Annotated in this window: 10 protein-coding genes; 1 reads left to right on the plus strand and 9 read right to left on the minus strand. The window is 61.3% G+C overall.

The annotated features are described in order from the left end of the window. Nucleotides 1-10: 10 nt before the first annotated feature. From ACTQYB_RS03800 to ACTQYB_RS03825, 6 genes are all read right to left on the minus strand, one after another. Nucleotides 11-2,200 carry a GTP-binding protein gene (locus ACTQYB_RS03800; RefSeq protein ID WP_441481699.1) on the minus strand — a complete coding sequence of 730 codons (2,190 nt, stop codon included), beginning with the start codon at nucleotides 2,198-2,200 and terminating at the stop codon, nucleotides 11-13. A 315-nt stretch (nucleotides 2,201-2,515) separates the two neighbouring features. Next, nucleotides 2,516-5,845 carry a mupirocin-resistant isoleucine--tRNA ligase gene (gene ileS / locus ACTQYB_RS03805; RefSeq protein ID WP_441481569.1) on the minus strand — a complete coding sequence of 1,110 codons (3,330 nt, stop codon included), beginning with the start codon at nucleotides 5,843-5,845 and terminating at the stop codon, nucleotides 2,516-2,518. A 713-nt stretch (nucleotides 5,846-6,558) separates the two neighbouring features. After that, nucleotides 6,559-11,475, minus strand: a complete 4,917-nt coding sequence (locus ACTQYB_RS03810; protein WP_441481568.1) for a Spy0128 family protein — start codon at nucleotides 11,473-11,475, stop codon at nucleotides 6,559-6,561. Between the two features lie 428 nt (nucleotides 11,476-11,903). Further along, nucleotides 11,904-13,985 (minus strand): ABC transporter ATP-binding protein, encoded by a 2,082-nt coding sequence (locus ACTQYB_RS03815; RefSeq protein ID WP_441481698.1) that lies wholly within the window; start codon nucleotides 13,983-13,985, stop codon nucleotides 11,904-11,906. After that, nucleotides 13,985-15,721 carry an ABC transporter ATP-binding protein gene (locus ACTQYB_RS03820; protein ID WP_441481697.1) on the minus strand — a complete coding sequence of 579 codons (1,737 nt, stop codon included), beginning with the start codon at nucleotides 15,719-15,721 and terminating at the stop codon, nucleotides 13,985-13,987. Before ACTQYB_RS03820 ends, ACTQYB_RS03815 begins: the two co-directional genes overlap by 1 nt. Before the next feature lie 143 nt (nucleotides 15,722-15,864). Further along, nucleotides 15,865-16,530 (minus strand): MarR family winged helix-turn-helix transcriptional regulator, encoded by a 666-nt coding sequence (locus ACTQYB_RS03825; RefSeq protein WP_441481567.1) that lies wholly within the window; start codon nucleotides 16,528-16,530, stop codon nucleotides 15,865-15,867. A 510-nt stretch (nucleotides 16,531-17,040) separates the two neighbouring features. Between ACTQYB_RS03825 and ACTQYB_RS03830 the strand changes: the two genes are divergently transcribed. Beyond that, the gene (locus tag ACTQYB_RS03830; protein WP_441481566.1) at nucleotides 17,041-19,362 is read left to right on the plus strand and encodes a glycoside hydrolase family 3 N-terminal domain-containing protein; all 2,322 of its coding nucleotides are present in this window, start codon (nucleotides 17,041-17,043) and stop codon (nucleotides 19,360-19,362) included. A gap of 99 nt (nucleotides 19,363-19,461) precedes the next feature. Here the strand turns inward: ACTQYB_RS03830 and ACTQYB_RS03835 are convergent, their stop codons facing one another. From ACTQYB_RS03835 to ACTQYB_RS03845, 3 genes are all read right to left on the minus strand, one after another. Next, nucleotides 19,462-20,091 carry a TetR/AcrR family transcriptional regulator gene (locus tag ACTQYB_RS03835; protein ID WP_441481565.1) on the minus strand — a complete coding sequence of 210 codons (630 nt, stop codon included), beginning with the start codon at nucleotides 20,089-20,091 and terminating at the stop codon, nucleotides 19,462-19,464. Nucleotides 20,092-20,134: 43 nt separating this feature from the next. Further along, complete coding sequence (locus ACTQYB_RS03840) at nucleotides 20,135-21,406, minus strand: glutamate-cysteine ligase family protein (RefSeq protein ID WP_441481564.1); 1,272 nt, start codon at nucleotides 21,404-21,406, stop codon at nucleotides 20,135-20,137. A gap of 245 nt (nucleotides 21,407-21,651) precedes the next feature. Beyond that, nucleotides 21,652-26,466, minus strand: coding sequence for an acyl-CoA dehydratase activase-related protein (locus ACTQYB_RS03845; RefSeq protein WP_441481563.1), 4,815 nt, complete (start codon nucleotides 26,464-26,466; stop codon nucleotides 21,652-21,654). Between the last annotated feature and the right edge of the window lie 174 nt (nucleotides 26,467-26,640).

Consider the following 26,640-nt stretch of genomic DNA (forward strand, 5'->3'; position numbering starts at 1 on the left):
ACCGACCCTGCTACGCCTGCTGCCACGCGAACGGCAGATGCATGAACTCCGGCACTTTGTACCATTTGACCGGATACCCAGCACCATGCGCGCAGAACACCGAATCCGGAGTGTTCTCCAGATCGGCTTCGGGATCATACCCGGCTGCGGCGATGACCGCGTCCTCGTCGTGGCACGGTCGGTAGCCCGCCGACACACAGGTCAGCGACCCGCGTCCGTGCGTATATGCATTCACTTCCATCGCGTAATCACGCATGCCTTCGACGGGCGCCTCGCCCTCCAGCACCGCCGTCGTGCCGTCATTGTCAGGTGGGTCGAACACGCCGCTCATCCGCTGGATATCAGCCATCGCATGCCCCACCTGATCGGCGGGCAGCTCCAGACGGAAGCGGTACCACGGTTCAAGCACATGGCAATGCCCGCCCTGACGCGCCTGCATAAGTCCTTCGCGGATTGCGCGATACGTCGCCTGGCGGAAATCCCCGCCTTCAGTGTGCTTGTCATGCGCCCGACCGGTCAGCAACGTAATCCGCATATCGGTGATTGGCGCGCCGATAAGCACGCCCAAATGCTCGCGTTCGCGCATATGCGTCATGATCAGGCGCTGCCAGTTGCGGTCGAGCACATCCAAACTGCAATCGCTGGCGAATTGGAGTCCGCGGCCACGCTCGAGCGGCTCCAGCAGCAGGTGGACTTCCGCGTAGTGCCGCAACGGTTCGAAATGCCCCACCCCTTCGACCGGCGTGTCTATGGTCTCGTGGTATACGATGCCCCCGCGATCGAACGCGACTTCGATGCCGAAGCGCGTGCGCAGCAGTTCCTGCACGATTTCCAGCTGGACAGCGCCCATGAGCTGGATGTGAATCTCCTCAAGACGCTCGATCCACCGCACGTGCAACAGCGGTTCCTCGTCCTCAAGTTCACGTAGCGCACCCAACAGTTTGTGCGTATCCGTGCCATCGGTGGCCGTAACCGTGTAGGTGAGCACCGGTTCAAGCAGTGGATGCGAGGCGTCCGTCTGCATGCCAAGTCCCTGACCTGGCACCGTGCCTTCCAGACCGGTCACCGCACAAACTGTTCCGGCGGGGGCGGATTGCAGGATATCGTATTTCGCGCCGGAATATCGCCTGATCTGGTCGATTTTTCCGTACGGTTCAATCTCGCTTTTCACCGGCAGTTCGCCGCCGGTCACTTTCAGCCAAGTGAGCCGGTTGTGCTGGGCGTCATGCGAAATGCGGAACACACGGGCGCCGAAATCCTTGCCATTGCTGCGATCACTACTGTTATCGGTGTTATCTTTGCCATGATTGACGGAAGTGTTGTCGGAAGAGTTGTCGCCGTATCCGTCATAGCGCGGCTCAGGAGCGTACGCGGCAAGCGCATCCAGCAGATAGCGGATGCCTTGCAATTGCAGCGCTGATGTCCACATACACGGGACAAGCTTGCGTTGCGCGATCATCCGGCTGATGGTCGCCGGGCTGATCCGGCCGGTGTCGCAGTATTCGTCGAGCGCGGATTCGTCGAGCGCGGCAACATCCTCATCGTGTTCCATTCGGGAACCGGCGGAAATCTGGGCGTGGGCGGACGAGCCGCCGGCAATCATGCCAGTTGACGCGCCCGTGGCTGCATGGGCGTCTGCGGTAACTGAAGCATCCGAAGGTACGGGGATGTCCGCAGTGACCGGGGTATCCGCATTCTCAGCGATATCGGCAGAATTCTGCGGCAATCCGGCATCCACGCACACCTCGCCAAATCGCTTGCAGATGCCGGCGAGCACGTCATCGCGCGAAATGCCGGGAGCGAGCGCGTCGATTTTATTGATGACGATGAAGGTCGGCACATGATAGCGCTCCAGCAATCGCCACAGAGTCTCGGTATGACCTTGCACGCCGTCGACGGCTGAGATGACGAGCAGAGCGACATCGAGCACACCCAACGTGCGTTCCATATCGGCGGCAAAATCCACGTGCCCGGGCGTGTCGAGCAGGGTCAAGCGCATACCCGGATAGTCGATGATCGCGTCTTTGGAATAGATGGTGATGCCACGCCGTTTTTCCAACACGTCGGTATCGAGGAACGCGTCGCCATGATCGACGCGGCCAAGCCGACGCACTTCGCCGGACACGTAGAGCATCGCTTCGGAGAGGGTGGTCTTGCCCGCATCCACGTGGGCGAGCACGCCCGCGACGATCTGCTTCATCATGCTCCTGTCGGTCGGTGGAAAGCGCCGGGCAGTGCCCGACCTCCCCATCCTAGGACGCCATGGCGTCATCGCTGCCGGTGTACCCGTCGCCCCGACTCCTGTCTCTTCCTCAACCTTCTACCGACGCTGACAGTGGTCTCAGCGTCGGTAGAAACAGGGATGCGGGTGGGCAGATACACAAACTGGCTACGCTAGCGGACTCACCAGCGTAACCAGTTTGTGAGGTTAGGAGCGTCGATACTCAACAAGATGCACCCCTTGGGGCGTCGAACCAGCGGGCATCATGCCCACAGGCACGGCGCCCCCGAGGCGTCACGCCTTGGCGACGGCGACCTCGAGCTCCTTGGCGGTATCGCTCGGCTTGATGTCGAGCGTCGTGGCGAGCGTCTCGTGGGCGATCAGGTCACGGAACTGCTCAAGCTTCGGCGCATCCGCCACGGGTGCGGTCAGGGTCAGCACGATTCGGTCAGAGATGTTGAAATCGGCTTCCTTTCGGGCATCCTGCACCGCACGGACCGCGTCACGCGCGTAGCCTTCGGCCAGCAAATCGTCGTCGAGCGCGGTGTCGAGAATCACGAACCCGCTGGACGGCAGGGCCGAGGACACCGAATTAGCGGCCTGCTTGGCATCCTGCTCCTCCACGCGATTGATGACCTCGAACTCGCCATCCTCGAGCGCGATATCGCCGTTCGGCGTCTCGACCACAGGAGCGCCGGTCGCGGCATCCACATGCCAGGCACCCGTCTTGGACGCCTTGATGGCGAACTGCACCTGCTTGCCCAGGCGCGGGCCGGCGGCGCGCGCATTGACCTTGAGCTGGTGGATGATCTTCAGCCCGTGTTCCGGCGCATCCTCGAGAGTCGAGAAGTCAACGGACTTCACGTTGAGCTCTGACTTCAGAATCTCGACGTAATCCTCGACCGCCTCCGGGTCGGCGACCACGACGGTGAGCTTGCTCAGCGGCTGACGCACGCGAATCTGCTCAGCCTTGCGCAGCGACAGGGTCGCGGAAACCACCTCGCGCACCTGGTCCATCGCAGACACAAGCGCATCATTGGCCTTGAGCACAAGACCAAGCTCCGTGGGCTCGCCAGTCTTCTCGTCAGCAAGGAACGGCCAATCCGCCAGATGCACGGATTCGCCGCCGGTCAGACCACGCCACACGGTTTCCGCCTCCATCGGGGCGAGCGGGGCGAGCGCGCGCATGAAGGTTTCCAGCACGGTGTACAGCGTGTTGAACGCGTTCTCGTCCTCGTTCCAGAAGCGGTCACGCGTGTTGCGGATGTACCAGTTGGTCAGCACGTCGATGAAATCGGTGACCGCCTCGCACGCATCGGAAATCGCGAAATCATCCAGCGACTTCTCGACGCGTTCAACCAGCAGGCGCGTACGGGCCAGCAGATACTGGTCCATGCGGGGCAGACCGTCGACTTCGTCGGCACGCAGACGACGTGCGTCGAAGCCCTTGCCTCCGTTCGCCGCGTTCGCGTACAGCGTGAAGAAGTAGTACGAGCTCCACACCGGCAGCATGACCTGGCGCACGGTGTCGCGAATGCCGTCCGCCGTGACGATGAGGTTGCCGCCGCGCAGAATCGGCGAGCTCATGAGGAACCAACGCATGGCGTCGGAACCGAATTTGTCGAACACACCGTTGACATCCGGGTAGTTACGCAGGTGCTTGCTCATCTTCTGGCCGTCGGAACCGAGCACGATGCCATGGCAGATGACGTTCTTGAACGCCGGCTTGTCGAACAGTGCGGTTGCCATGATGTGCAGCGTGTAGAACCAGCCGCGCGTCTGGCCGATGTACTCGACCACGTAGTCGCACGGGAAGTGCTGCTCGAAATACTCCTTGTTCTCGAAGGGGTAATGGAACTGCGCGAACGGCATGGAGCCGGATTCGAACCAGCAGTCGAGCACGTCGGTGATGCGGTGCATATGGCTCTTGCCGGTCGGATCGTCCGGGTTCGGGCGGGTCAGGCGGTCGATGTACGGGCGGTGCATGTTGATCTCGCCCTTGTCGTCGCGCGGGTAATCGCCGAAATCAGCCTTGAGCTCGTCAAGCGAACCGTACACGTCGACGCGCGGATACTTCGGGTCGTCACTCACCCACACCGGAATCGGCGAGCCCCAGAAGCGGTTGCGGCTGATGGACCAGTCGCGCGCGTTGGCGAGCCACTTGCCGAACTGGCCGTCCTTGACGTTGGACGGTATCCAGTTGATTTCCTGATTGTGCTTGAGCAGGCGGTCCTTGATCTTCGTGACCGAGACGAACCAGCTGGACACCGGCTTGTAGATCAGCGGGGTGCCGCAACGCCAGCAGTGCGGGTAGCTGTGCACGTAGCTCTTCTCCTGGAACAGCAGAGCGCGATGCTCCTCGGGGATGCGCGCGAGCGGGCCGGTGCTGTTGCGCAGGTCGCGCAACACGGACTTGGAGGCATCGAACACATACTGGCCCTCGTATTCGGGGCATTCGGAGGTAAAAACGCAGCCTTCGTCGAGGTAATCGACGCTCTTGATGCCCTTGGCGTTAAGCGTCGCCATATCGTCCTCGCCGTAGGGTGCCTGATGCACGATGCCGGTACCTTCGACGGTGTCGACGTAATCCGCGGTGAAGATGGTGAATGCGTTGGGGCCGGGCGTACCGCCTTCGGCCAGCTGCGCGTCGGAAGCGTAGTAGGGGAACACGGGCCAGTACTTACGGCCTTCGAGCTCAGAGCCCTTGAGTTCGCGCACGACCGTGTAGTTCTCGCCGAGTTCCTTGGCGAAGGCCTCAAGACGCGGCTTGCCGATGTAGAAGCGCTTGCCGGCGAACTTGCCTTCCGCAGGCTCGACCTCGACATAGTCGATGTCGGCGCCGACCACGATGGCAAGGTTGCCGGGCACGGTCCACGGCGTGGTGGTCCAGAACACGACGTAGGCGTCCTCGTCGCGCAGCTTGACGGCCACGGAGATGGAAGTGTCCTGACGGTCCTGGTAGACGTCCGCGTCCATGCGCAACTCGTGGTTGCTCAGCGGGGTGCGATCCTTGGGGCAGTACGGCAGCACGCGGTAGCCCTTGTAGGCCAGGCCCTTTTCGTACAGCTGCTTGAACGCCCACATGACGGATTCCATGTATGGGATGTTGAGCGTCTTGTAGCCGTGGTCGAAGTCCACCCAGCGACCCTGACGGTGCACGTATTCACGCCATTCGTTGGTGTATTTGAGCACGGAGGCACGGCAGGCGTCGTTGAACTTGGCGATGCCCATCTTGTTGATGTCGTCGACCGAGTCGATGCCGAGTTCCTTCTGCGCTTCGAGCTCTGCGGGCAGACCGTGCGTGTCCCATCCGAAGACGCGGTTGACTTTGTGGCCTTTCATGGTCTGGTAGCGCGGGATGACATCCTTCGCGTAGCCGGTCAGCAGGTGGCCGTAGTGCGGCAGGCCGTTGGCGAACGGCGGGCCGTCGAAGAACACGAACTCGTTCTGGCTGTGGTCGCCGGATGGGCGGCGTTCTACGGATTTGTTGAAGGTGTCGTCGGTGTCCCAATAATCCAGCACCGATTCCTCGAGCTTGGGGAAATTCGGGTTCGGCGCGACGTTGGCGCTTTGCTCGCCGGTTGATGCCTTGGGATACACGTGATCGGTGGTTTCGCTCACCATATTCTCCTCGACTGGCTGGTTGACATTGCCACGAGGACGACGGAGTTTGCGCTTCCGCCGCGGTACCACCTCGCTTGCCGCGCATTGCCGGGAACCGGTTGTGTGCGACCGCTTGTGTCCGGCTGTTTCGGGCCGGTCCCGTCGGTTCTACTGGGGGCTTGGCTGATGCCGTGCCCTGTTCTTCCGAAGGCTCCCCGCTGATGACGGATCATCGCCTCATACAGCCGCCATGATAGCACCGCGGGCGGGACGACCGAGCGACTCACAGCGAACACGCGATTCGATGCCGTCCTTCCCCACCTTCTACCGACGCCGGCGGGGTGCTGAGCATCGGCAGAAGCAGCAATAAAAGCCCTCCACCGACACTCACACCCGACTCAGCGTCGGCAGAAACAGAGATGGGACTTCTGCACAACTGAGACCGGCGGAGCTGCTTGCTCACAAACTGGTTACGCTCACGGACCGCTTTGCGTAACCAGTTTGTGAGGGGGATGCGCGATTCGATGCCCATCCTCCCCCACCTTCCACCGACACTCAGCAGACTCAGCGACACACTCACAATCCAACAACGCTGACAGAAGCCCCCAGCTGCACACTCACAATCTGGTTACACTGAGCAGCATCCCAGCGTAACCAGATTGTGTGTGTGGTGGAGGGGATACGCGGCGGATAACCCGTCTCAACACGCGGACGCGATGGAGACGGGAATCGGATCACTGTCCGGCTCGGCGCAAGCGACGGGCGATTTCAGCGCACAACAGCGCGGCGATGATGGCGATCAGGCCACCGCATATCAGCGAACGCGCGGTCGAAGAACCACCGGTGAACGGCAGCGCGGTGACCACCCGCTCGTTGGTGAAGCTCAGCTGATTGGCACTGGACTTGCCGGTATCGTCGCTGGCGCTGGAATCGTAGATGACTTTCGCCGTGCTCAGCGTATTGCCATCGTCGTCGACCACCTGTGTGACCTTGACGCCTGCCTTATTACCAAGCTTGCGTTGCGCGACCGTATCGCTGACGGTGACGCTCACCTGATAGACGGCCTTCGAGTATTTCACGCCGGTCGCGCCGTCAGTGCCACCGGTTCCAGCGGCACCGTTGTTGGCGCCATTTTCACGGATTTCGTATACGTAGGTCTTGCCGGCATCTGCCGCCGTGAACGGGAATGCGCCGAATGAAGCGGAACTCGTAGACCCGTCCGCCCCTTTCGTCAGCGTCAGCGTCGCATTGCTCGGCAGCGGTCCGGCGGGACCTGCGGACCCATCCTCGTTGGTCGTGCTCAACGCGGTCATGGTAAACGTGTATTGGGCACCCGCGGGCCACCCGCCTTCAACGGTTTTGCTCACTTTCACCGCGGTGGTCGGCACGGTGGTGTTGGCGAACACCGGCGCGGTTGACGTGTCGTACACCACGGTCGCCACCAGCTGGTTCGGATCGGATGCGGAACGCACGACTCCCACCGAAGCAGTATGTTTTGTCGTGTCATATAAGGTGGTGCCTGATGCCGCACCCGGGGGAACATTCTCCGTGATCGTGTACTGGTATATACCGACCTTCGTGTAGGTGATCGGCTTGAAATAGATGGTGCCATTGTTCCCGTTCTTGACGGTCACGCTCTGGACGGTGGTGGTGTTGCCGTCATCGTCCGTGAGTGTCGAGGTCTTGGCACCATCAGGCATGGGCGCGCTGCCTGTCGGGTCGGTCAACGTGAAGGAATAATCTCCGGATTTCGCAGCCTCGCCGTTTATGGTTTTGATGGCCGTGATGGTCGCGGTTACGGACTTCACCGGTTTGGTGGTGTTGTAGATCTTCGGGAAATGCTTGGTGTAGGCATCGCCTTGGTCGGGTGTCGCCACCAGGTCGAAGTTCGAGGCGTCGTCGAAATTATCCTCCGTGATGGTCACACCGGCCTTCGCATGGTAGATCGTGCCGTCGGTCACACCGTCCCAGCCGTAGGCTACGTAGTCCTTGTTCTGGTCGTCGTCACTCGTCTTGTCTTTGTCAATCACCACCATCGCCCGCAAACCGGTTACGCCGTCCTTGACGACTTTCTTCACCAGCACGCTCGCCGTGCGGTCGGTGGTGTCGTAGGTGATGGTCGGGTCGCCGCCGTCGATCTCGCGGAAGGTATACGTGAACTTGGCGGAATCCTTGCCGTTCAAATCCGCGAGCGTTATTGGCACTGTGAAGTCGATCAGACCGCCGTCGCCGTTGGTCACCGTCGTGTTCGTCAGTTTCGGCGCGTTGTCTGACGGAGTGACGGAGAAGGTGAATTGGCCGGCTTTCGCGGGGCTCCCGTCAAGCAGTTTTGTCGCTTTGATCTGCACCCAACCGGTGGTGGTCGTGTTCTGGATGACCAGCAACGCGTCGGTGCCCGCATAACTGACGGATGCGGAGAGCGTGTTGTCGCTGTTGCGCGTCACGGTCACTTTCGCCGCATAGACATTGCTGTCGTACACGATGTTCTGGTCCGCGCCGGTGACTTCGTGGATGGCGTAAGTGTACACGCCAGGGTATTCGAAGGTGATGTCGCCCCACGAGGCGTGGCCTGCGCCCTGATTCGAGGTGGTCGCGGTCGGCGTGCCGTTGATGTCTTTCGTGGTGTCATCGGGCATCGGCAGGCTCACTGCATTGCCGTCGAGATCCTCTGCATCCGTGGACACCGGTTGCAGTTCGAAGGAGAACTTGCCGTTGGCGGTCGCGGGGATGCCGTCGAACATCTTCGTCAAACGCAACTGGGCTGTGGTCGGCACGGCTTTGACATACGTGTTGTTGAAGCCTGCGGGCCCGTCTTCCGCATCGTAGCTGACCGTGTCGCTGAGGTTGTTGGTATTCGGGTCACGCGTCACGGTCACAGTGATGGAATGGGATGAGGTGTCCTTGGTGATGTACGGGTCGCTTGGCGTTTCCTCAGTCACCGTGTACCGGTAGGTGCCGGCTTGTGAGTAGACGATCGGGCCGAAGTCGATCAGACCGTTCTCGCCGTTCGCGGTCAGGCAGTAGATGTCGCCGTTTTCATCGGTTGCCGGGCTGGCGCATGTCGAAGGCATCGGCGTGTCTTTCGCCGCCGTGATACGGAAGGTGAACTGCCCCGTTGATGCGGGTTGGCCGGCGAGCGTCTTGTAGGAATAGAGATGTTCCTTGATGTCGTCGGGCTTGATTGTCGTGTTCTTGAAGGTCGGCGGCTCAGTGGACTCCGTGCCGTTGGCGCTATACGTGACGGCAGCGGACAGCTTGTTGGTTTTGGGGTTGCGGGTAACGTTGACCGTGACCAGGACCACGGAGGAATCGTAGGCTATACCCGCGTCGCTGCCTTTGCTTTCGGTCATGGTGTAGGTGTAGGTGCCTTCGGCGGTGTAGCGGATGGTGCCGAAGTCAATGGAACCGTCGCTGTTGGCGGGCTTGGTGCGCACTAATCCGTTATCACCAGAATCAGCGGGCATTGGTGTCGTACTCTCGTTCGCCTGCAAAGTGAAGAAGAACGTGTTGGAACCGAATCCGGTTTTGCCATCCAATGTCTTTTTCGCCGAGATGGTCGCATCCACCGGTGTCGATGCGATGGTCGTGTTGGCGAACGCATTACCGCCGGTGCCCGTGGTGACCGTGCCATCGGAGGCTTTCTTGCTATAGGAGACTGCCGCTTTCAGCTCGTTGGTGGTGTCGTCACGGGTCACGGTGACGGTCGCGGTCACCGTGCCGGTGTCGTAGCTGATGCCGGCGTCTGCGTCATCAGGCTTGATTTCGGTGATGGTGTACGTGTAGGTGCCCGCTTTGTTGAAGACGATCGGGCTGACGATGGCCTTGCCGACCGAATCGTTGGTGATGGTGGTTGCCCCTCCAGCGGCGACGCCTTGAGGCATCGGCGCATTGCTGTTCGCCCGGACGCTGAAACTGTAGGCGCCTCGCTCCGGGGTTTTGCCGTCGATGGTCTTGGTGACTTCCAGTTGCGCGGTGGTGTCTTTGGTGTACACGTTATTGACCGTGATACCGCCCGTGTCGGCGTAATGCACGGTGGAGACGAGCTTACCCGCATTGGCGCTGGTGCCTTTGGTGACGTTCACGGTCACCGTGTGCGCGGTGCTGTCATAGCCGACATCGGGATCGTCTCCTGGAATCTCGGCGACCGAATACACATACGTGCCCGGTTGGGTGTAGGTGATCTGTCCGAAACTGAATGTGCCGTCAGCGCCGACCGTGGCCGTGTCGCTGTCGGGCAGCGGGGCATTCGTGTCGGTGGCGATACGGAACTTGAAGGTACGGAACAGGCTGCGGATCGTCGCATCATCGCCGGTGGTGCCGTATTGAGAAATCGTCTTGCCGTTGATGGTCTTGGTGCCGCTGATTGTGGCGGTGGCGGGATTCTTGGAATAGTCGATGGAATCGTCTACGATATTGGCTTCCATGGCGGAAGGTGTGATGGTGCTGGTGCCGAGGAGGTTTTGGTAGCGATACAAGCCTTGCCCTGGCTGGAACAGTTTGAGCGTCTCATTGACCTGCAGTGTATAACCCGTCGGGTCGATGAGCTTCTTGTACGCTTCGATCATGGCTTCGTCGAACCCGTAGTAATTGCCGGCGGTGGGTTCGACGAGGGCCGCGTACGTCTGGGTCTTGGAAAAAGCAAGCCCGCCATCGGTGTAATGCCATACCGCGAGCTGAGTGACCATGCGCTGCTGATTTTCGTTGAGCTCGTAAAGCAGATCTGAGGGGTTTTTGGGGTTGTTGTTCGGGTAGCCGCGTGTAATGACGGACATGATGCGGCGTGCGAATTCAGTGGCGTCCGAGATGGTGCCATAGCTGTCAGAGGTCAGACGGTTCGAAGCGTTTTTCCACAGCATGGCGATGGAGCCTTCGGCCTCACCGTATTCCGTGTATTTGTTGGCGTTTGGGTCCTTCGGGTCGTTGTATTGTTTGCCTCGCGGCGCGGTGTTCAAATAGTTGTAGCAGTACACGTCCTGGGGCTTCTGGGACTTGTCGCTATCGTCGCTCACGGTGATGGCGGGCAGAGGATCGACTTTCCTGCCGTCGCCGGTGACCGCCACCGCCTGGCGGCTTTCCCACTTTGTTAATTCCTTGTATTCCCAAGCGTTCGTGGTATTAGGGGTGATTACGAATGTGGAGGTCGCTTTCCATTGCTTTGACTTATCGACGGTGTTCTTGTATTCGGGGACCGTGAACCTCACATCTGCCGCGCTGTTGTAATCCGCCGGTGCTTTGACTTCACGCAAGGTGTAGAAACCCGCGGCGACCTGGACCGCGAGCGCGGTCGACGTGCTGGTCCAGCTGGCGGACTTGCCGTCCGCGGAGATGGTGACGGCGACGTTGGATGAGCTGTCTTTCTTGATGTAGCCGTCGGTGGTGGTCAGGGTCAGCTGTGCGCCGGGGATTTCCTTGCGGATGCTTTCACCGGTGGACGACGATGCCGTGGTGTCATACTGCGGATTGCCGGCCGCGTCGTTGCCCCATTTGTGGATGGTCAGCTTGCGAGTGAGGGGATCCGCGGTGGAGTTCGTCGTCGGGCTGGCCGCTGAGGCTGCGGCGTTCTTCAGGAACGACGTCGGCACGATCATCGCGACGGCGCACAGCACCGCGACGAGAACGATGAACCCACGACGAATCATTGACTTGTGCACTTGGTGTTCTCCCAATTTCGACCGATTGCTGCATCCGGCACTTGGCAGTACAACTCATCCCCACCTTGCCGCCGGCCCCACACCCCCTGTTTGGTTGCCGTAAGGCGCACAGCACGGGGGTTCTATCATGAAAACCCGGTATCGAACCGGTTTAATACTATCAAAACCATCCCCTTTTCTCCATCCCCCTTTCAGAAAGTGTGAGTGAGTTCACACCTGAAAAACTCCTGAAACAACCCCATCCCCCGACCCCATACCCGCCCCCATTCCCCATCGCGTCCGCCCCACCACAAACCAGCTACACCCACAAGCCACCCAGCGTAACCAGTTTGCACAACAAAACCCTCTGCCGACACTGGCAGTGGTGTCAGCGTCGGCAGAGGGTTGGAGGGGCGCGGGACGGTACGCCACCGCCCGGGACGTACACGCTACTCGAGTTCGAGCGCTCCGGTGTACAGCTGGTAGTACTCGCCGCGCTGGGCGATGAGCTCATCGTGGTTGCCACGTTCGATGATCCGGCCGTGGTCAAGTACCATAATCACGTCCGCATTGCGGACAGTGGACAACCGGTGCGCGATCACGAAGACCGTACGGCCCTTCATCAACGCGTCCATACCCGCCTGCACGACCTCTTCGGTGCGGGTATCGATTGAGCTGGTCGCCTCATCCAGAATCATCGCCGGCGGATCGGCCACAGCAGCGCGCGCAATCGAAATCAACTGGCGCTGCCCTTGCGACAGACCGGAACCATCACCGGAAAGCACGGTGTTGTACCCTTCCGGCAGCATGCGGATGAACCCGTCCGCATTCGTGCGTTTCGCCGCCTCGATGCACTCCTCGTCCGTCGCGTCAAGACGTCCGTAGCGAATATTGTCCATCACCGTGCCGGTGAATAGGTTCACATCCTGCAGCACGATGCCGAGCGAACGGCGCAAATCCGGCTTGCGGATGTTGCGTACGTCGATGCCGTCATACAGGATCTGGCCTTCCTGGATATCGTAGAAGCGGTTGATGAGGTTCGTGACCGTGGTCTTGCCCGCACCCGTCGCACCAACCAGCGCGACCTTCTGACCCGGCTTGGCGAACCACGTGATGTCATGCAGCACAGGCTTGGACGGATCGTAACCGAAGGTCACATCGGTAAAGCGCACATCGCCGCGCAGCAGCGTGTACCGGCCGTCCGGTGAAGTGATTGCGCTCTCCTTGGCCTTGGCGGCGACTTCACGGGCCTGGCCGCGCAGTTTCGCTGCGGCGGCGAGCGAACGCGTGCCGTCGTCATCCGCCGCGCGTTTCCACGCCCAATGCTGCGTCTCCCGGTCGGTTTCCGTCATCGTGCGCCCGTCTTCGCCGAGTTCGACGTTGACAAGCGTGACCGTACCGCCATCGGCTTCCACCGGCTCATCCATCAAAGCGAAGATGCGCGAGGCGCCAGCGAGCGCCATCATGACCATGGTGAACTGCATGGAGACCTGGCCGAGTGGGTTGATGAATCCGCGCGACAGGGTGAGCATGGCGATGACCGTGCCGAGAGTCATGGTCCCGGCGCCGCCGAAGCCGAAGTTGTGCATGCCGGACAGGCCCGCCCACGCGCCGAGAATCGCGGTGGCGACATACAGCAGGTAGCCGGAGTTGTTCACAATCGGCATGGTGATGTTGCCGTAGGTGTTCGCCTTGGCGGCCGCATCGAACAGTTCGGCGTTGCGGCGGTCGAATTCGCGTTGCGTGGCGTCCTCGTGGTTGAACACCTTGATGACTTTCTGACCGTTGACCGCTTCCTCGACGAAACCGTTGACATCGCCGAGCACGCGCTGCTGACGCACGAACTGGCTGCCGGAGCGGGCGACGAGCTTGTTGACGAACACGAACAGAATAATCGCGAACGCAAGGGTGAACAGCGCGAACGGCACGGACAGCCACATCATCGCAATCAGGGATGCGAGCGCGGACAGCAGCGAGGAGAACATCTGCGGGAAGGATTGCGAGATCGCCTGCCGCAGGGTGTCGGTGTCGTTGGTGTACCGGCTCATCACGTCGCCGTGCTCATGGGTGTCGAAGTAGCGGATCGGCAGACGCTGCTGGTGGGCGAACATGTCGTCGCGGATCTTCTTGAGCGTGCCCTGCTCGATATCGATGATCAGCCAGCCCCACAGCCACGCGCAGAACGTGCCGACCGCGTACATGATGGCCAGCAGCGTGAGCGCGCGGATCAGCGGACCCCAGTCGGGGTGGGTGGCGGTGACCAGCGGGATGATGTACGTGTCGACGAGCCGCTGCAGGAACGCGATGGACAGCGCCTGCGCGGCGGCGGACACGATGATCGACAGGACGACGATGACCAGACGCACCGGGTATTGGGAGATGTAGCCCCACAGGCGCTTCACGGTGCCGCGCGGGACTTTCGGGCGCGGCTTGCGGCCGGCTCCAGACACAGAGGTCCGGGCGCCAGGTTTCGCCGACACGTCGTCGGGCTTGGCGGCATCCATGGGTTTCGTGGTGTTCTGCGTGCTCATCATGCCTCTCCTTCCTGGGTGGTGCTTGTGGTGGACTGGGCGCTAGCGGTGGCTGCGACGCCATCCGCGGCATCCGCTTCGCCGTGGTTCTTGGTCTGCAGCTCGTAGATCGCGCGGTATTCATCGCTGGTCTTCAACAGCTGCTCATGCGTGCCCTTGTCCATGATGCGGCCGTCCGCCATGACCAGAATCATGTCAGCGTCCTGCACGGAACTCAACCGCTGGGCGATGATGATCTTCGTGACGTCCGGCGCCTCGGAGCGCAGGCCTTCGCGAATCAACTGGTCGGTCTTGGTGTCCACCGCGCTGGTGGAATCGTCCAGAATCAGGATCTTCGGGTTCTTCAGCAGCGCGCGGGCGATGCACAGGCGCTGACGCTGACCACCGGACACGTTCGTACCGCCCTGTTCGATCATGGTGTCGTACTTGTCGGGGAATTCCTGGACGAAGCCGTCCGCCTGAGCGATCTGCGCAGCATGGCGGATCTGCTCGTCGGTGGCCTCCGGGTTGCCCCAACGCAGGTTATCGGCGATGGTGCCGCTGAACAGCACGTTCTTCTGCAATACCATGGCGACCTGGTCGCGCAAGACTTGCAGATCGTATTCACGCACGTCATGCCCGCCGACCTTCAGCGAGCCTTCAGTCACATCGTATAGACGCGGAATCAGCTGCACGAGGCTGGATTTGGACGAGCCCGTGCCACCGATGATGCCGACCACCGAACCTGAGGGGATGTCAAGATTGATGTCGTCAAGCACCGGCTTCTCCGAGTTGCGCGAATAGCGGAAGGTCACATGGTCGAATTCGATGGAACCGTCCGGCACCTGCTCAATCGGGTGGTCGGGGTCGGTGACGGTGCTGCGCTCCTGCAACACCTGGCAGATACGCTCGGCGGACGCCTGCGAGATGATGAACATGACGAACACCATCGAAATCATCATGAGCGCCATGAGGATCTGCAGCGCGTAGGTCACCAGTGCGGTCAGGTCGCCGGTGGTCAGGCCGTGCGCCGCATTGTTCCCGGAAGCCACGATCTGCTGCGCACCCATCCAGGACACCGCGAGCAGGGCGATGTAGATGCACGCGTCCATAAGCGGGGCGTTGAAGCTCAGTATGCGTTCCGCCTTGACGAAATCGCGGTAGATGGCGCGGGAGATGCGGCCGAACTTCTCGATCTCATGGTCTTCGCGGTTGTACGACTTGACCACGCGGACGCCTTGGAGGTTCTCATCCACGTCGTTGTTGAGCTTGTCGTAGGTATGGAAGACGCGCTCGAAAATCGGGTGCACCAGAAGGACGATTGCGAACAGCGCGATGCCGAGAATCGGGATGATCGCAAGATATACCAGCGAAATCGGCTTGCTGATGCGGAACGAGCAGATCCATGCGGCGATCATCATGACAGGGGCGCGCACGCCGATGCGGACGATCATCTGGTAGGAGTTCTGCAGGTTGGTCACATCGGTGGTGCTGCGGGTGATGATCGAGCCGGTGGAGAAACGGTCGATATTCGTGAAGCTGAAGCCCTGCACCTTGGCGAACACGTCGTGGCGGAGGTTCTTTGCGAAGCCCGCGGAGGCGACGGCGGCGAACCGGCCGGCAAGCGTGCCGGCGGCGAACGAGACGAGCGCGCACAGGAACAGGATCAGGCCGAATTTCCACACGGCAGGCATGGAGCCGCCGGAGATGCCCTGGTCGATGAGGTTCGCCATGACCGTCGGGATGACGATTTCCATAATCGCCTCAACGGCGACGGCGAGCGGTGTAAGCAGACTTTCCTTCTTGTATTCGCGCAGGCTGTGAAGCAGGGTACGGATGACGTGCGTGGGTTTCGCCGGTGCATCGGCGGCGGCGCGCGTAGTCGCGGGTGTGCTCGTGGTCACTGGTTGCGTTCCTTTCCTTCCTTGATGGTGTTCCGGTCATAGTGGATGATGCTTGCGGCGAGGCAGCCAACGGTCTGTGACGGTTCCGGCTGGTCCGTGGACTGCGCCGGCGCCCGGGTGGCTTGGGATTGGGCGGCGATGTCGAGCGCGGTGTCCATATTCTGATGCAGCCGGGCGAGATAGTTGCGTAATTGGGCGAGTTCGTCGGGCGTAAAACCCACGGTGAGGGAGGTTTCGGCGCAGTGTCCGTTGACGACGAGATCGGCGACGATTCGGTCGGCTTTGGCGGTGAGTTCGATCCGTTTGAGCCTGGCGTCACGGGCGACCGGTTTGCGGACGATCAGCCCCTTGTGCTCCATGCGGGTCAGCACGCGTGAGGCGGTGGACCGGGTGATGCAAAAGCGGGTTTCGATATCGTGCTGGAATATCTCATCACCGCGATGGCGGTCGAGGAACATGATGATGCTGGCGTTGCCGTCTGTCGCTTCGCGCGCGCTGGCAGGCATCGTCAATCCGAGATACCGGCGGACCGCCCTGGCGAGCCGTTGGATTTCCACTCCCAGGGGGATCTGATCGGACGCCGGGGCGCAGCCGGGCCCGGACCTGCTGTCATCGCGGCAGACAGCAGGCGTGATGCCAGACTGATTGATGTCATATGTCATGTTCTTCCCCTGTGACTGCCCGAATGATGGATGTGATGCAGGATACGTGCGGTTGCCGTGGCGTGTCGGCGTGGACGTTCCGAATGTTGATGGTAATAGGTGCTCCATACAACAGTTGCATATGCAACATTCGACGTGTCGAACCGGTTTGCCATCGACCACGCAGCTTTCCCATGACCGAACGGTCCACATACGGCTCTCCGGGATACCGTCCGCACGGTTACGGTCACCGCCCCTGCCCTGCGGCGCATTACGGCAACCAACTCGCCGCGGAGGCTCATCACCGGCCGACAACGGCACCCGGCAACAGCCAGCATCCGCCGTTGCCACGCCGGCCGAACCGGTCTGTTTGCAGCAATCCCAAGGAAGCACGGCGCAGCCTTCGGATCCCCGCGATTCCCGGCAGCCCGAAGACCCGCGGACACGCCCGCACCGCTTGTCACATCATGACCGAACCACTAAACTACCAGTTGGTAACTAAATCCGCCTCGATGAAGAAAGCGAACCGTCATGACCGACGATCTTCCCTACCGAAACCCAGAACTGCCTGCATCGCAACGCATCGCCGACCTGCTCGGACGCATGACCCTCGAAGAGAAAGTCGGGCAGATGATGCAACTCGATGCCCGCAACGGCGACCTCGATGATCTCATCGTCGCCAAACACGTCGGCTCGATTCTGCACACCAGCCCAGCCGACCTGCCGCGCGCCGTCGAAACCGTGAACACCAAAACACGCCTCGGCATCCCGCTGCTCATCGGCGACGACTGCATCCACGGATACTCCTTCTGGCCGGGAGCCACCATCTTCCCCTCGCAACTGGGCATGGCGGCCAGCTGGGACCCCGCCGCAGTGCAGGCAGTCGGCCGCGCGACCGCCGAAGAAGTCTCCGCCACCGGCGTGCACTGGACCTTCTCCCCCGTACTGTGCATCGCCCGAGACACCCGATGGGGCCGCGTGGATGAAACCTTCGGCGAAGACCCGACCCTGATCGGCGACATGGCCTCCGCCATCATCAAGGGCTACCAAGGCGGCGCCAAAGCCGGCGAGCCGCTCGCCCACGACGCCATCCTCGCATGCGCCAAGCATTTCGCCGGCTACAGCGAGACCCAAGGAGGCCGTGACGCTTCCGAAGCCGACCTGTCCCACCGCAAACTCGAATCATGGTTCCTGCCGCCCTTCGAACGGGTCGCCAAAGAAGGCTGCGGCACCTTCATGCTCGGCTACGAGTCCATCGACGGCATACCGGTCACATTCAACCACTGGCTGCTCTCCGATAAGCTGCGCGGTGACTGGAACTACCAAGGCACGCTGATCACCGACTGGGACAACGTCGGCCGCGCAGTGTGGGAGCAGAAGGTCAAAGCCAATTATGTGCAAGCCGCCGCAGACGCAGTCAAAGCCGGCAACGACCTGATCATGACCACACCGCAGTTCTATGACGGCGCCATCGAAGCCGTGCACACCGGCTTGCTGGACGAAGCGCTGATCGACGCCGCAGTGAGCCGCATCCTCGCGCTCAAGTTCCGTCTCGGCCTGTTCGAAGACCCCCGATTGCCCGATGAACGGCGCATCAAAGAAGTCGTCGGCTGCGACGCCCATCAGCATCTCAATCTGCGCATCGCCCGTGAATCCACAGTCCTGCTGAGCAACAACGGGGCGTTGCCGTTCGCCGCCGCCGGCAAACGCATCGCTGTCATCGGTCCGCTTGCCGACGACGCCCAGAACCAGCTGGGCGACTGGGCGGGCAACTCCGGCCAAGTCACCTGGATGCCCGACGGCCAGCCGCGCGGCATGATCACCACAATCCTCGACGGATTCAAACAACTCGCCCCTCAAGGCTGCAACATCACCTATTCCCGTGGCGCGAACATCATCGACCTGGTCGATGACCCGGAAGGCGCATACTTCCCAGACGGCCAGCCGCGCCCGAAACTCGCCGTCAGCGCCCCCGTCGACCAGCGGCTGCTCGACGAAGCCGTGGATAACGCCCGCCAGAGCGACCTCATCGTCGCCGTCGTCGGCGATGTCGTGCAACTGGTCGGAGAGACCCGCTCCACCGCAACCTTGGAACTGCTCGGCGGCCAGAACGCCATGCTCGAAGCGCTCAGCGATGTGGCGCGCGAAACCGGCACACCGCTGGTCGTCGTGCTGATGAGTTCCAAACCCCAAGTCATGCCCGCATGCGTGATCGGCGGCAACGGCGTGATCGTGGACGAATCCACAGCAGCCGGCGTCAGCGCGTTCCTGTGGGCGCCGAACCCGGGAATGAAAGGCGGGCAGGCGATCGCCGAAATCATCCTCGGCCTCACCGATCCCAGCGGCAGGCTTCCCATCACCTTCCCGCGCCATGTCGGGCAGCTGCCGGTGTATTACAACCAGATTCGCGGTCAACACGGCAATCGCTACGCAGATCTCACACAGGACCCGGCATTCGCGTTCGGCGAAGGGCTGAGCTACACCACCTTCGACTACGGCGAAGTGGCCATCACCAACACCCCGGCATGCGGGACATTCACCGTGGATGACACGGTACACGCCGAAATCACACTGACCAATACCGGCGACCGGGCAGGCACCGAAGTCGTTCAGCTGTATATCGGCGACATCGTCACCTCATACAGCTGGACCGACCGCGAGCTCAAGGCGTTCCGACGCGTGCACCTCAAACCGGGCGAAACCACGACCGTGGCCTTCGACATTCCGGTGGCCGGCTGCACCATCGTCGACCAGGACGCCCACAGGTTTGTGGAACCCGGCGAGTTCGAGGTGCTGATCGGCCATTCGAGCCGTCGCACAGACCTCAAACGCGCCACGTTCACCGTCGCATAGGTGGCATCCGCCTAGGCGGCAACGCCATATAGCGATAACAATCGCGCGTTTTGCATACCAACCATATACGGAGTACGGTGCCGCCGAACCCACGACGGTTCAGCGGTACCCCTCCCACAGCGGCAGCGGAAACAGCAAATCCTCCATCGCCGCCCATTCCTCACACAAATCAATCGCCGGCTCGCGCAACCAACGCAACTGCACGCCATCCATGATCTCCATCGCACGACGGACCAGCGGGCGCATATCCTGCCACTGTCCCACCCACTGCGGAATCTCCCATGCGAATCCGCTGTAATACCGCCATATCGCATCCGGCCGACGGGCGAACTCCTCATGCAGCGGATGCCGCGGATTGAACGATTCGACCTGAAGCATGGAAAACAACTGCACCAGCATGCGCCGCTGCGCATTGCACTGCACCAGGAATCGCAGATAGGCGGGGAACCGCATCGCACCCGGCCCGCTGCCCGGCAGCCCGGAGGCGCGGAACTCCTCCGGGCTGCCGATCGCATTGTAATATTCGTGATACACCATCGCCAGCATATTGTCTTTGCTGCCGACATACCGCAGCACGCCCTGCTTGGAAATGCCGACCCGGTCAGCGACATCCTGCACGGACATGCCGTTGAATCCGCGTTCGCCGATGAGTTCGACCGCGGCGTTCAGCACCTCGCGTCGACGCTCCTGCGGTGGTTTGCGGATCCGCTTGCTGCGCTGAGTATCCATACACCCGAGTGTATCGGTGCGAACGGAAAACCCGAGCGCGCTCTCAGGCCTGGAACACGTCTGGGTGGACGGGATCGCCCGGCACATCGGCAAGCAGCCCCTCCAGTCCGAGGAACTCCTGCCAGAAGTCAAGCGGCTGCCCATACGGCGTCGCCTCACTACCATGCGCCTGCACGTTCGCCTTCGCTTCCAACACGTCAAGATCGCTCAGCCCATCGAAATACGATGTCAGCCGGCCGAGGTTCTCATCGTCATAGAACAGGGAACCGATGATCTCCGTCAACCGTTGGGCACGTTCGACCGGCAGTGAATCCCAGTGGCGCAGTTCGATGAAGTTCTTCAGCCGCACATCGTTGAAATGCGTGGACAGCACATGGTTCACCTCGTACGCGTTGAGCTCGCGGTCGGGGTAGATTTCGCCCGCGTTGTCGCGGAACGCGGCGCGGTGTTTCTGCTCTTCGGGCAGCCCCTCAGCCTCCGGGGTATGGGTCAGGTCGGCGAACATCATCGGAGTGCTCAACACGTCCACCGCATAATCCTCCCAGCCGAACCGGTCATCGTACAACCCGGGGATCAGGTTGGTGCGCTGACAGTCAAGGAAATCCCACATGCGCTGGCGCAGCAGCGGGAACGGGTTCTCGGTGCCTTCGAAATACGGGGTGTTGCGGAAGAACCACGCCAGAATCGGGCCGATTGCCGTCCCCACGCGCAGCTTGCGAATCGCGTCCTGCTCGTTCTGATAGTCGATGCTCACCTGCGTGGAAGCGGAACCGCGCATCATGCACAAGCCGTACTGGCCGACGCGTCCCAGATAATCGGTCATCGCCTCGTACCGGCTCTTCGGGTTGACCGGAATGTCGGCGTAGCTGGTGTTCGGCTGGTAACCGTAGTTGATCAGGCGGAAGTCCAGCGCGTCGAGGATCGGATTGATTTCCTTGCGGAAGCGACTGTACTCGATGGCCAGTTCCTGCGGGCTGTGCAGCACGCCGATCGAGCATTCGACTTGGGCGCCCGGCTCCAGTGAAATTGAAATACCCTTGCGGGCGAGTCCAACGAGCCGACCGTTCTCCCAATATTCCTTATCGGCGTCATAATACGGGCGCATACGGTTGAGCAGCTCCTCAACCCCGTTCGGCTCGTAGTAGTTGACCGCTTGGTCGGTGCCGTTGCGTACAGGCAGATGCTCGATTTCAACCCCGTAACCGTCATCGCGTTCCGGCTTGGCGCCGCTTTCGAAGAAGCGGATCAGGCTGGTGACATGCTTGGGGTTGACGGTGGCATTCATGTGCGCGTAGCTGATGCGTGGTGTGCTCATGGTGCCATCGTATGCGAAACGGGCGTTCCACGCGCGCAATGCCGCGCCGTACGCTCTACGAAAAACTGATAGCGACTTGCAAACCGTTCCGGATTGTCCGCCACGTTCAGCATGCTGTTCTGCTTGCTCAGGGCGCGTACAGACCGTTCGGATGATACCGATTCGGGCGGGTTGTTATACGGTTCGAACGCTGAGCCGGTTCGGGCGGGTTGTATGCTTCATCCGGCTCAGTTCGTTCGCTCGCTTCAGTCCGCGGTGGACAGCGGAGCTTGCAAATCTCTTTCCTGCCCCGGCCGGTTGCCGGCAGCACCGTGCATCGGCTCGTCAAGATGCGCCTTGTGATTCTTCTTGGCGGCGGCGATCATCAGCTTCAAACGGTTGAGCTGGTTCGCCTCCGAGGCGCCCGGATCGTAATCGATCGACACGATGTTGGCCTGCGGATACAGGCGGCGGATCTTGCCGAACATGCCGCGCCCGGTCACATGGTTAGGCAGGCACGCGAAGGGCTGGGCGCACACGATGTTCGGGCAGCCGGATTCGATCAGCTCGATGATCTCGGCGGTCAGCAGCCATCCTTCGCCCGCTTGCACGCCGACTGACGTAACCTCGTCGGCGGTCTTGACGAGCTGCTCCATGCGTTCGTCCTGGCTGAACTTGCCGTGCGCGGTGGCGATGGCACGACGCACCGGATTAAGCCCGCGATTAAGGGCCCACCGCATGATCGCGTCCATAGTCTGGCTACCGCCGGTGCCCAGATGGTCCTCGTTCCACTTGTCGGTGTACGGGTGCTGGGTCATGAATTCGATAATGCCCGGCACCACAGCCTCGCAACCTTGCGCCTCGATCTGGTCAACGACATGGTTGTTGGCGTCCGGATGGTATTTGACGAGAATCTCACCTACCACACCGACACGCGGCTTGCGCGGGATATCCTTGAGCGGCAGCTCGTCGAAGGTGCGCACGATCTTCTTCAAGAGCTGCGGGTACAGCCAGTAGCCCTTGCCGTACACACGCTTGGCGGTTTTGGAATACCCGTGGTGTTCGATGGTCTCGCGCAGGATCGTATCCCACTGTTCATATAGGGCGTTCGCGCTGCCCAGTTCCGCCTCGTAGGGGCGGACGCGGTACAGGCATTTCATGAGCAAATCGCCGTACACGAGCGCTTTGCCGGCACGTTCCAGCATCGCCGGTGTCGCCTTGAAGCCCGGGTTGCTTTCCAGCCCCTGGAAGCTCAGCGCGATGACCGGAATCTGTGGATATCCGGCGTCAATCAGCGCCTTGCGGATCAGACCGTAGTAGTTGGTGGCTCGACACATGCCGCCGGTCTGCGAAATGGCGAGCGCCACATGGTTGGGATCGTACTTGCCTTGGATGATGGCGTCCACCAGTTGTCCGACGACCATGATCGCCGGATAGCAGGCGTCGTTGTTCACGTATTTGAGGCCGGTTTCCACGTCCTCGTTGCTCGCGTGCTTGAGTACGTCGCATTTGTAGCCGCCCGAGCGGATGACGGATTCAACCAGCGAGAAGTGGACGGGGCTCATCTGCGGTACGACGATGGTGTAGTCGCGCATGGATTTCTCGAAGCGGACCTTGTGCGCGTACCGGCTCATGGTGGCCTCGTTGCGGGCGGATCCGCCGCGCTTGCCAGTCTTCGAGCCGTCCTGCTGCGATGCTTGGGCATTGCGGCGCGCGGCCTTCCTGACCGCCTCGGTGAGCTTCGGATTCTCGGCCATCACGGTGTCGAGCATCGCCTGACGTCCCGGGGTCGGAGCAGGGCCGCCGGTGTGGCGGAAGCCGCTGTCGGATGCGGTTTGCGCGGGCTGCGGTTCCAGCGATTCAGGAGATTCCAGCGATTCAGGAGATTCCGACGACTTGTGACCGTCGCGCAATTCGGCGTTGCGTTCACGCTCCTCGACGGCGGCTTTCAGCGAGCGCAGACGAATCTTGGCCGCGCCGAGGTTGCTGACCTCGTCGATTTTGAGCACGGTGTACACGTCGGCCTTGTCGGCGAGGATTTCGCTGACCTGGTCGGTGGTGATGGCGTCGAGGCCGCAGCCGAAGGAATTGAGCTGCACGAGTTCAAGCCCCGGATAGGAGGACACGAAGCGCGCCGCCGCATACAAGCGGGCATGGTAAGCCCACTGGTTCTGTACACGCAATGGCATGCGTGTGACCTTGCGGTCGCCCACCTCGCGGAATCCCGCAGAATCCTTGGCACGGGGGTTCTTCTCCCCCGCGGCCAGATAGTCGCTCAAATGCAAGTCCTCACCGGGCTGCAGCTCGCAGATCGAATCCTCGGAAAGCACGACCATACCCAGCGAGCAAATCGTCTCGGGAATGCCGTGATTGACTTCAGGATCGATGTGGTAAGGCCGCCCGGCGAGCACGATGCCGCGGCAATCGTGCTCCTTCATGTACGCGAGCGCGCGCAAGCCTTCCTGCTGTACGTCATGCTTGAACAGCTTATCCTCGGCGTATGCAGCCTTGACCGCCTCCTGCGCCTCGTCCATCGTCACGTTCGCCCACGCGAATTCCTCGACAATGCGCTTAGCCATGAGCTCATGGTTGGCGAGGTTGAAATAGGGGCGCATGTAGCGGATGCCGGGTTCGCGCAGTTCGGGCATATTCGCGCCGATGACGACCGGGTAGTTCGCGACGACCGGGCAATTGTAATGGTTGTCGGTGTTGGGCACGAGGTTCTCCTCGTAGCTCACGCACGGGTAGAAGATTGTCTTGACGCCCTTGTTGAGCAGCCATTTGATATGGCCGTGCACCAGCTTCGCCGGGTAGCAGATGTTCTCGGAGGCGATGGATTCGATGCCGGTTTCGAACAGTTCGTGGCTGGAACGTCCGGAGATGATGACCTTGAAACCGAGATTGGTGAGCAGGGTGAACCAGAACGGGTAGTTCTCGTACATGTTGAGCACGCGCGGAATGCCGATTTCTCCGCGAGTCGCCTTCTTATCGGTCAGGCGGCGGTAGGCGAAGCAGCGCTTGTACTTGTAGTCGTACAGGTTCGGCCGGTCGGAACGCTTCTTCTTCGCGTCGCCGCCGCGTTCACACCGGTTGCCGGTCACGTAGCGCGAACCGTCCTGGAAGGTCGTGATGGTGAGCTTGCAGTGGTTCTGGCACAGCTTGCACACGTCACGGGACGTGGTCATCGACAGATTGTCAAGCGCCTGACCACTCAGGATGCCGGAACGCGTGTGCTCGGCGGCCGGATCGTCGTCCGCAGCGTCGACGTAATGCATGCGGGCGGTCAGCGCGGCGCCGTACGCGCCCATAAGGCCGGCGATGTTCGGGCGGGTGACCTCGCGTTTGGTCAGCAGTTCGAAAGCACGCAGCACGGCATCGTTGAGGAAGGTGCCGCCTTGGACAACGACCGTGTCACCGAGCGCATCGGCGTCACGCAGTTTGATGACCTTGTACAGTGCGTTGCGTACGACCGAATAGCACAGGCCCGCGGCGATGTCCTCGATGGATGCGCCTTCCTTCTGGGCCTGTTTGACGGAGGAGTTCATGAACACGGTGCAACGCGAGCCCAAATCGACCGGATGTGTGGAGTTCAGGGCTTTCTGCGTGAATTCCTCGATGCTCAACCCCATGGACTGGGCGAAAGTCTGCAGGAAGGATCCGCAGCCGGACGAGCAGGCCTCGTTGACGGCAATCGAGTCGATGACCCCGTCGTTGATGGCGAGGTATTTCATGTCCTGGCCGCCGATATCGATGACGGCAGTCACGCCGGGGCTGACCATTTCGGCGCCACGGTAGTGCGCCATCGTCTCGACGACGCCCTCATCCAAGTGCAGACCGGTGGAAATCAGACCTTCGCCGTAGCCGGTCGCACAAGAACGCGCAATCCACGCTTCAGGCGGCAGCTGCGCCTGGATGCGTTTGACGATATCCACGGCGGCGGTCAGCGGGCTGCCCTCGTTCGTGGCGTAGGACGACCATACGATTTCACGGTCGTCGTTGACGAGGGTCGCCTTGATGGTGGTCGAACCCGCATCGATGCCAAGGAAGTGCGGGCCGGACGCCCCTTCGAGCGTGCCCACATGCACGTGTTCGCGGTGGTGACGGGCATTGAACGCCTCGCGGTCCGCCTCGGTGGGGAACAGCGGCGGCATGGTCTTCGTATTGCTCGGCAGGTTCTTCAGTCGCTCCAAATCATCAAGAATCTGCGTGCAAGTGCGTGGTTCGGCGACCGTGGCGGTGCTTGTGTCGTCATCGTCGTCGTTGTCGTCGCCGGCGATGAGTGCGGCACCGAACGCGACATACAAATGGGCGTTGCTCGGGGTGATGAACTCGTCGACCTTGCCTTCGAGCGCACGGTGGAAGGCTTCGCGCAGCTCGGACATGAAGAACAGCGGCCCGCCGAGGAAGACGACGTTGCCGTGGATTGGCCTGCCGGAAGCAAGGCCCGCGATTGTCTGCGTGGCGACGGCGGTGAAGATCGAAGCCGCCAAATCGGGTTTCGCCGCGCCGTCGTTGATAAGCGGCTGCAAATCGGATTTCGCGAACACGCCGCAACGCGAAGCAATCGGGTACAAGGTCTGGTAATGCTTGGCCATTTCGTTGAGGCCGGCCGCATCCGTATCCAACAGGGTGGCCATCTGGTCGATGAATGCGCCGGTGCCGCCCGCGCACGAACCGTTCATGCGCTGCTCAGGGGTGGGCTTCAAATACGTGATTTTCGCATCCTCGCCACCGAGTTCGATGATGACGTCAGCTTGCGGGATTTCCTGGTCAATCGCGCGGGTTTCGGCGATGACTTCCTGGATGAAGGGCACGTGGATGTTGTCGGCGAGTGTCAGGCCGCCGGAGCCGGTGATCGCCAAGCGAATCGGTTCGTCGCCCCGCCCGAGCTGGTCGAGTCTCGTCCGGATGTCTTCGAGCAGACCGGCGACGGTGGCTCGCACATTCGCGTGATGCCGGCGGTAGTCGGAGAACAGCGCACCGTCAAGCGTGTCACTTTGGTCGAGCACCACTGCTTTGACCGTGGTCGATCCGATGTCGAGACCGACACGCAACGGTTTCCTCCCGTGTTCGCCGGTCATGACATGTTCTCCCTGTTCCACCATCTGCACCTCATATCCATTGTCGGCGGAGTGCCGGGCGGTGCCGGCCTCAAACCGTGCACCTGCCCGTCCCGCCGAATTTCCTCTAGTGAATGCTAACGCATACGGACGTCAGCGAAACTCGCCCCCAGCGAAACAGGACAGATGTCTGGT

The sequence above is a fragment of the Bifidobacterium sp. LCP19S3_E9 genome (genome assembly GCF_052121135.1).
Lineage (GTDB): Bacteria > Actinomycetota > Actinomycetes > Actinomycetales > Bifidobacteriaceae > Bifidobacterium > Bifidobacterium thermacidophilum.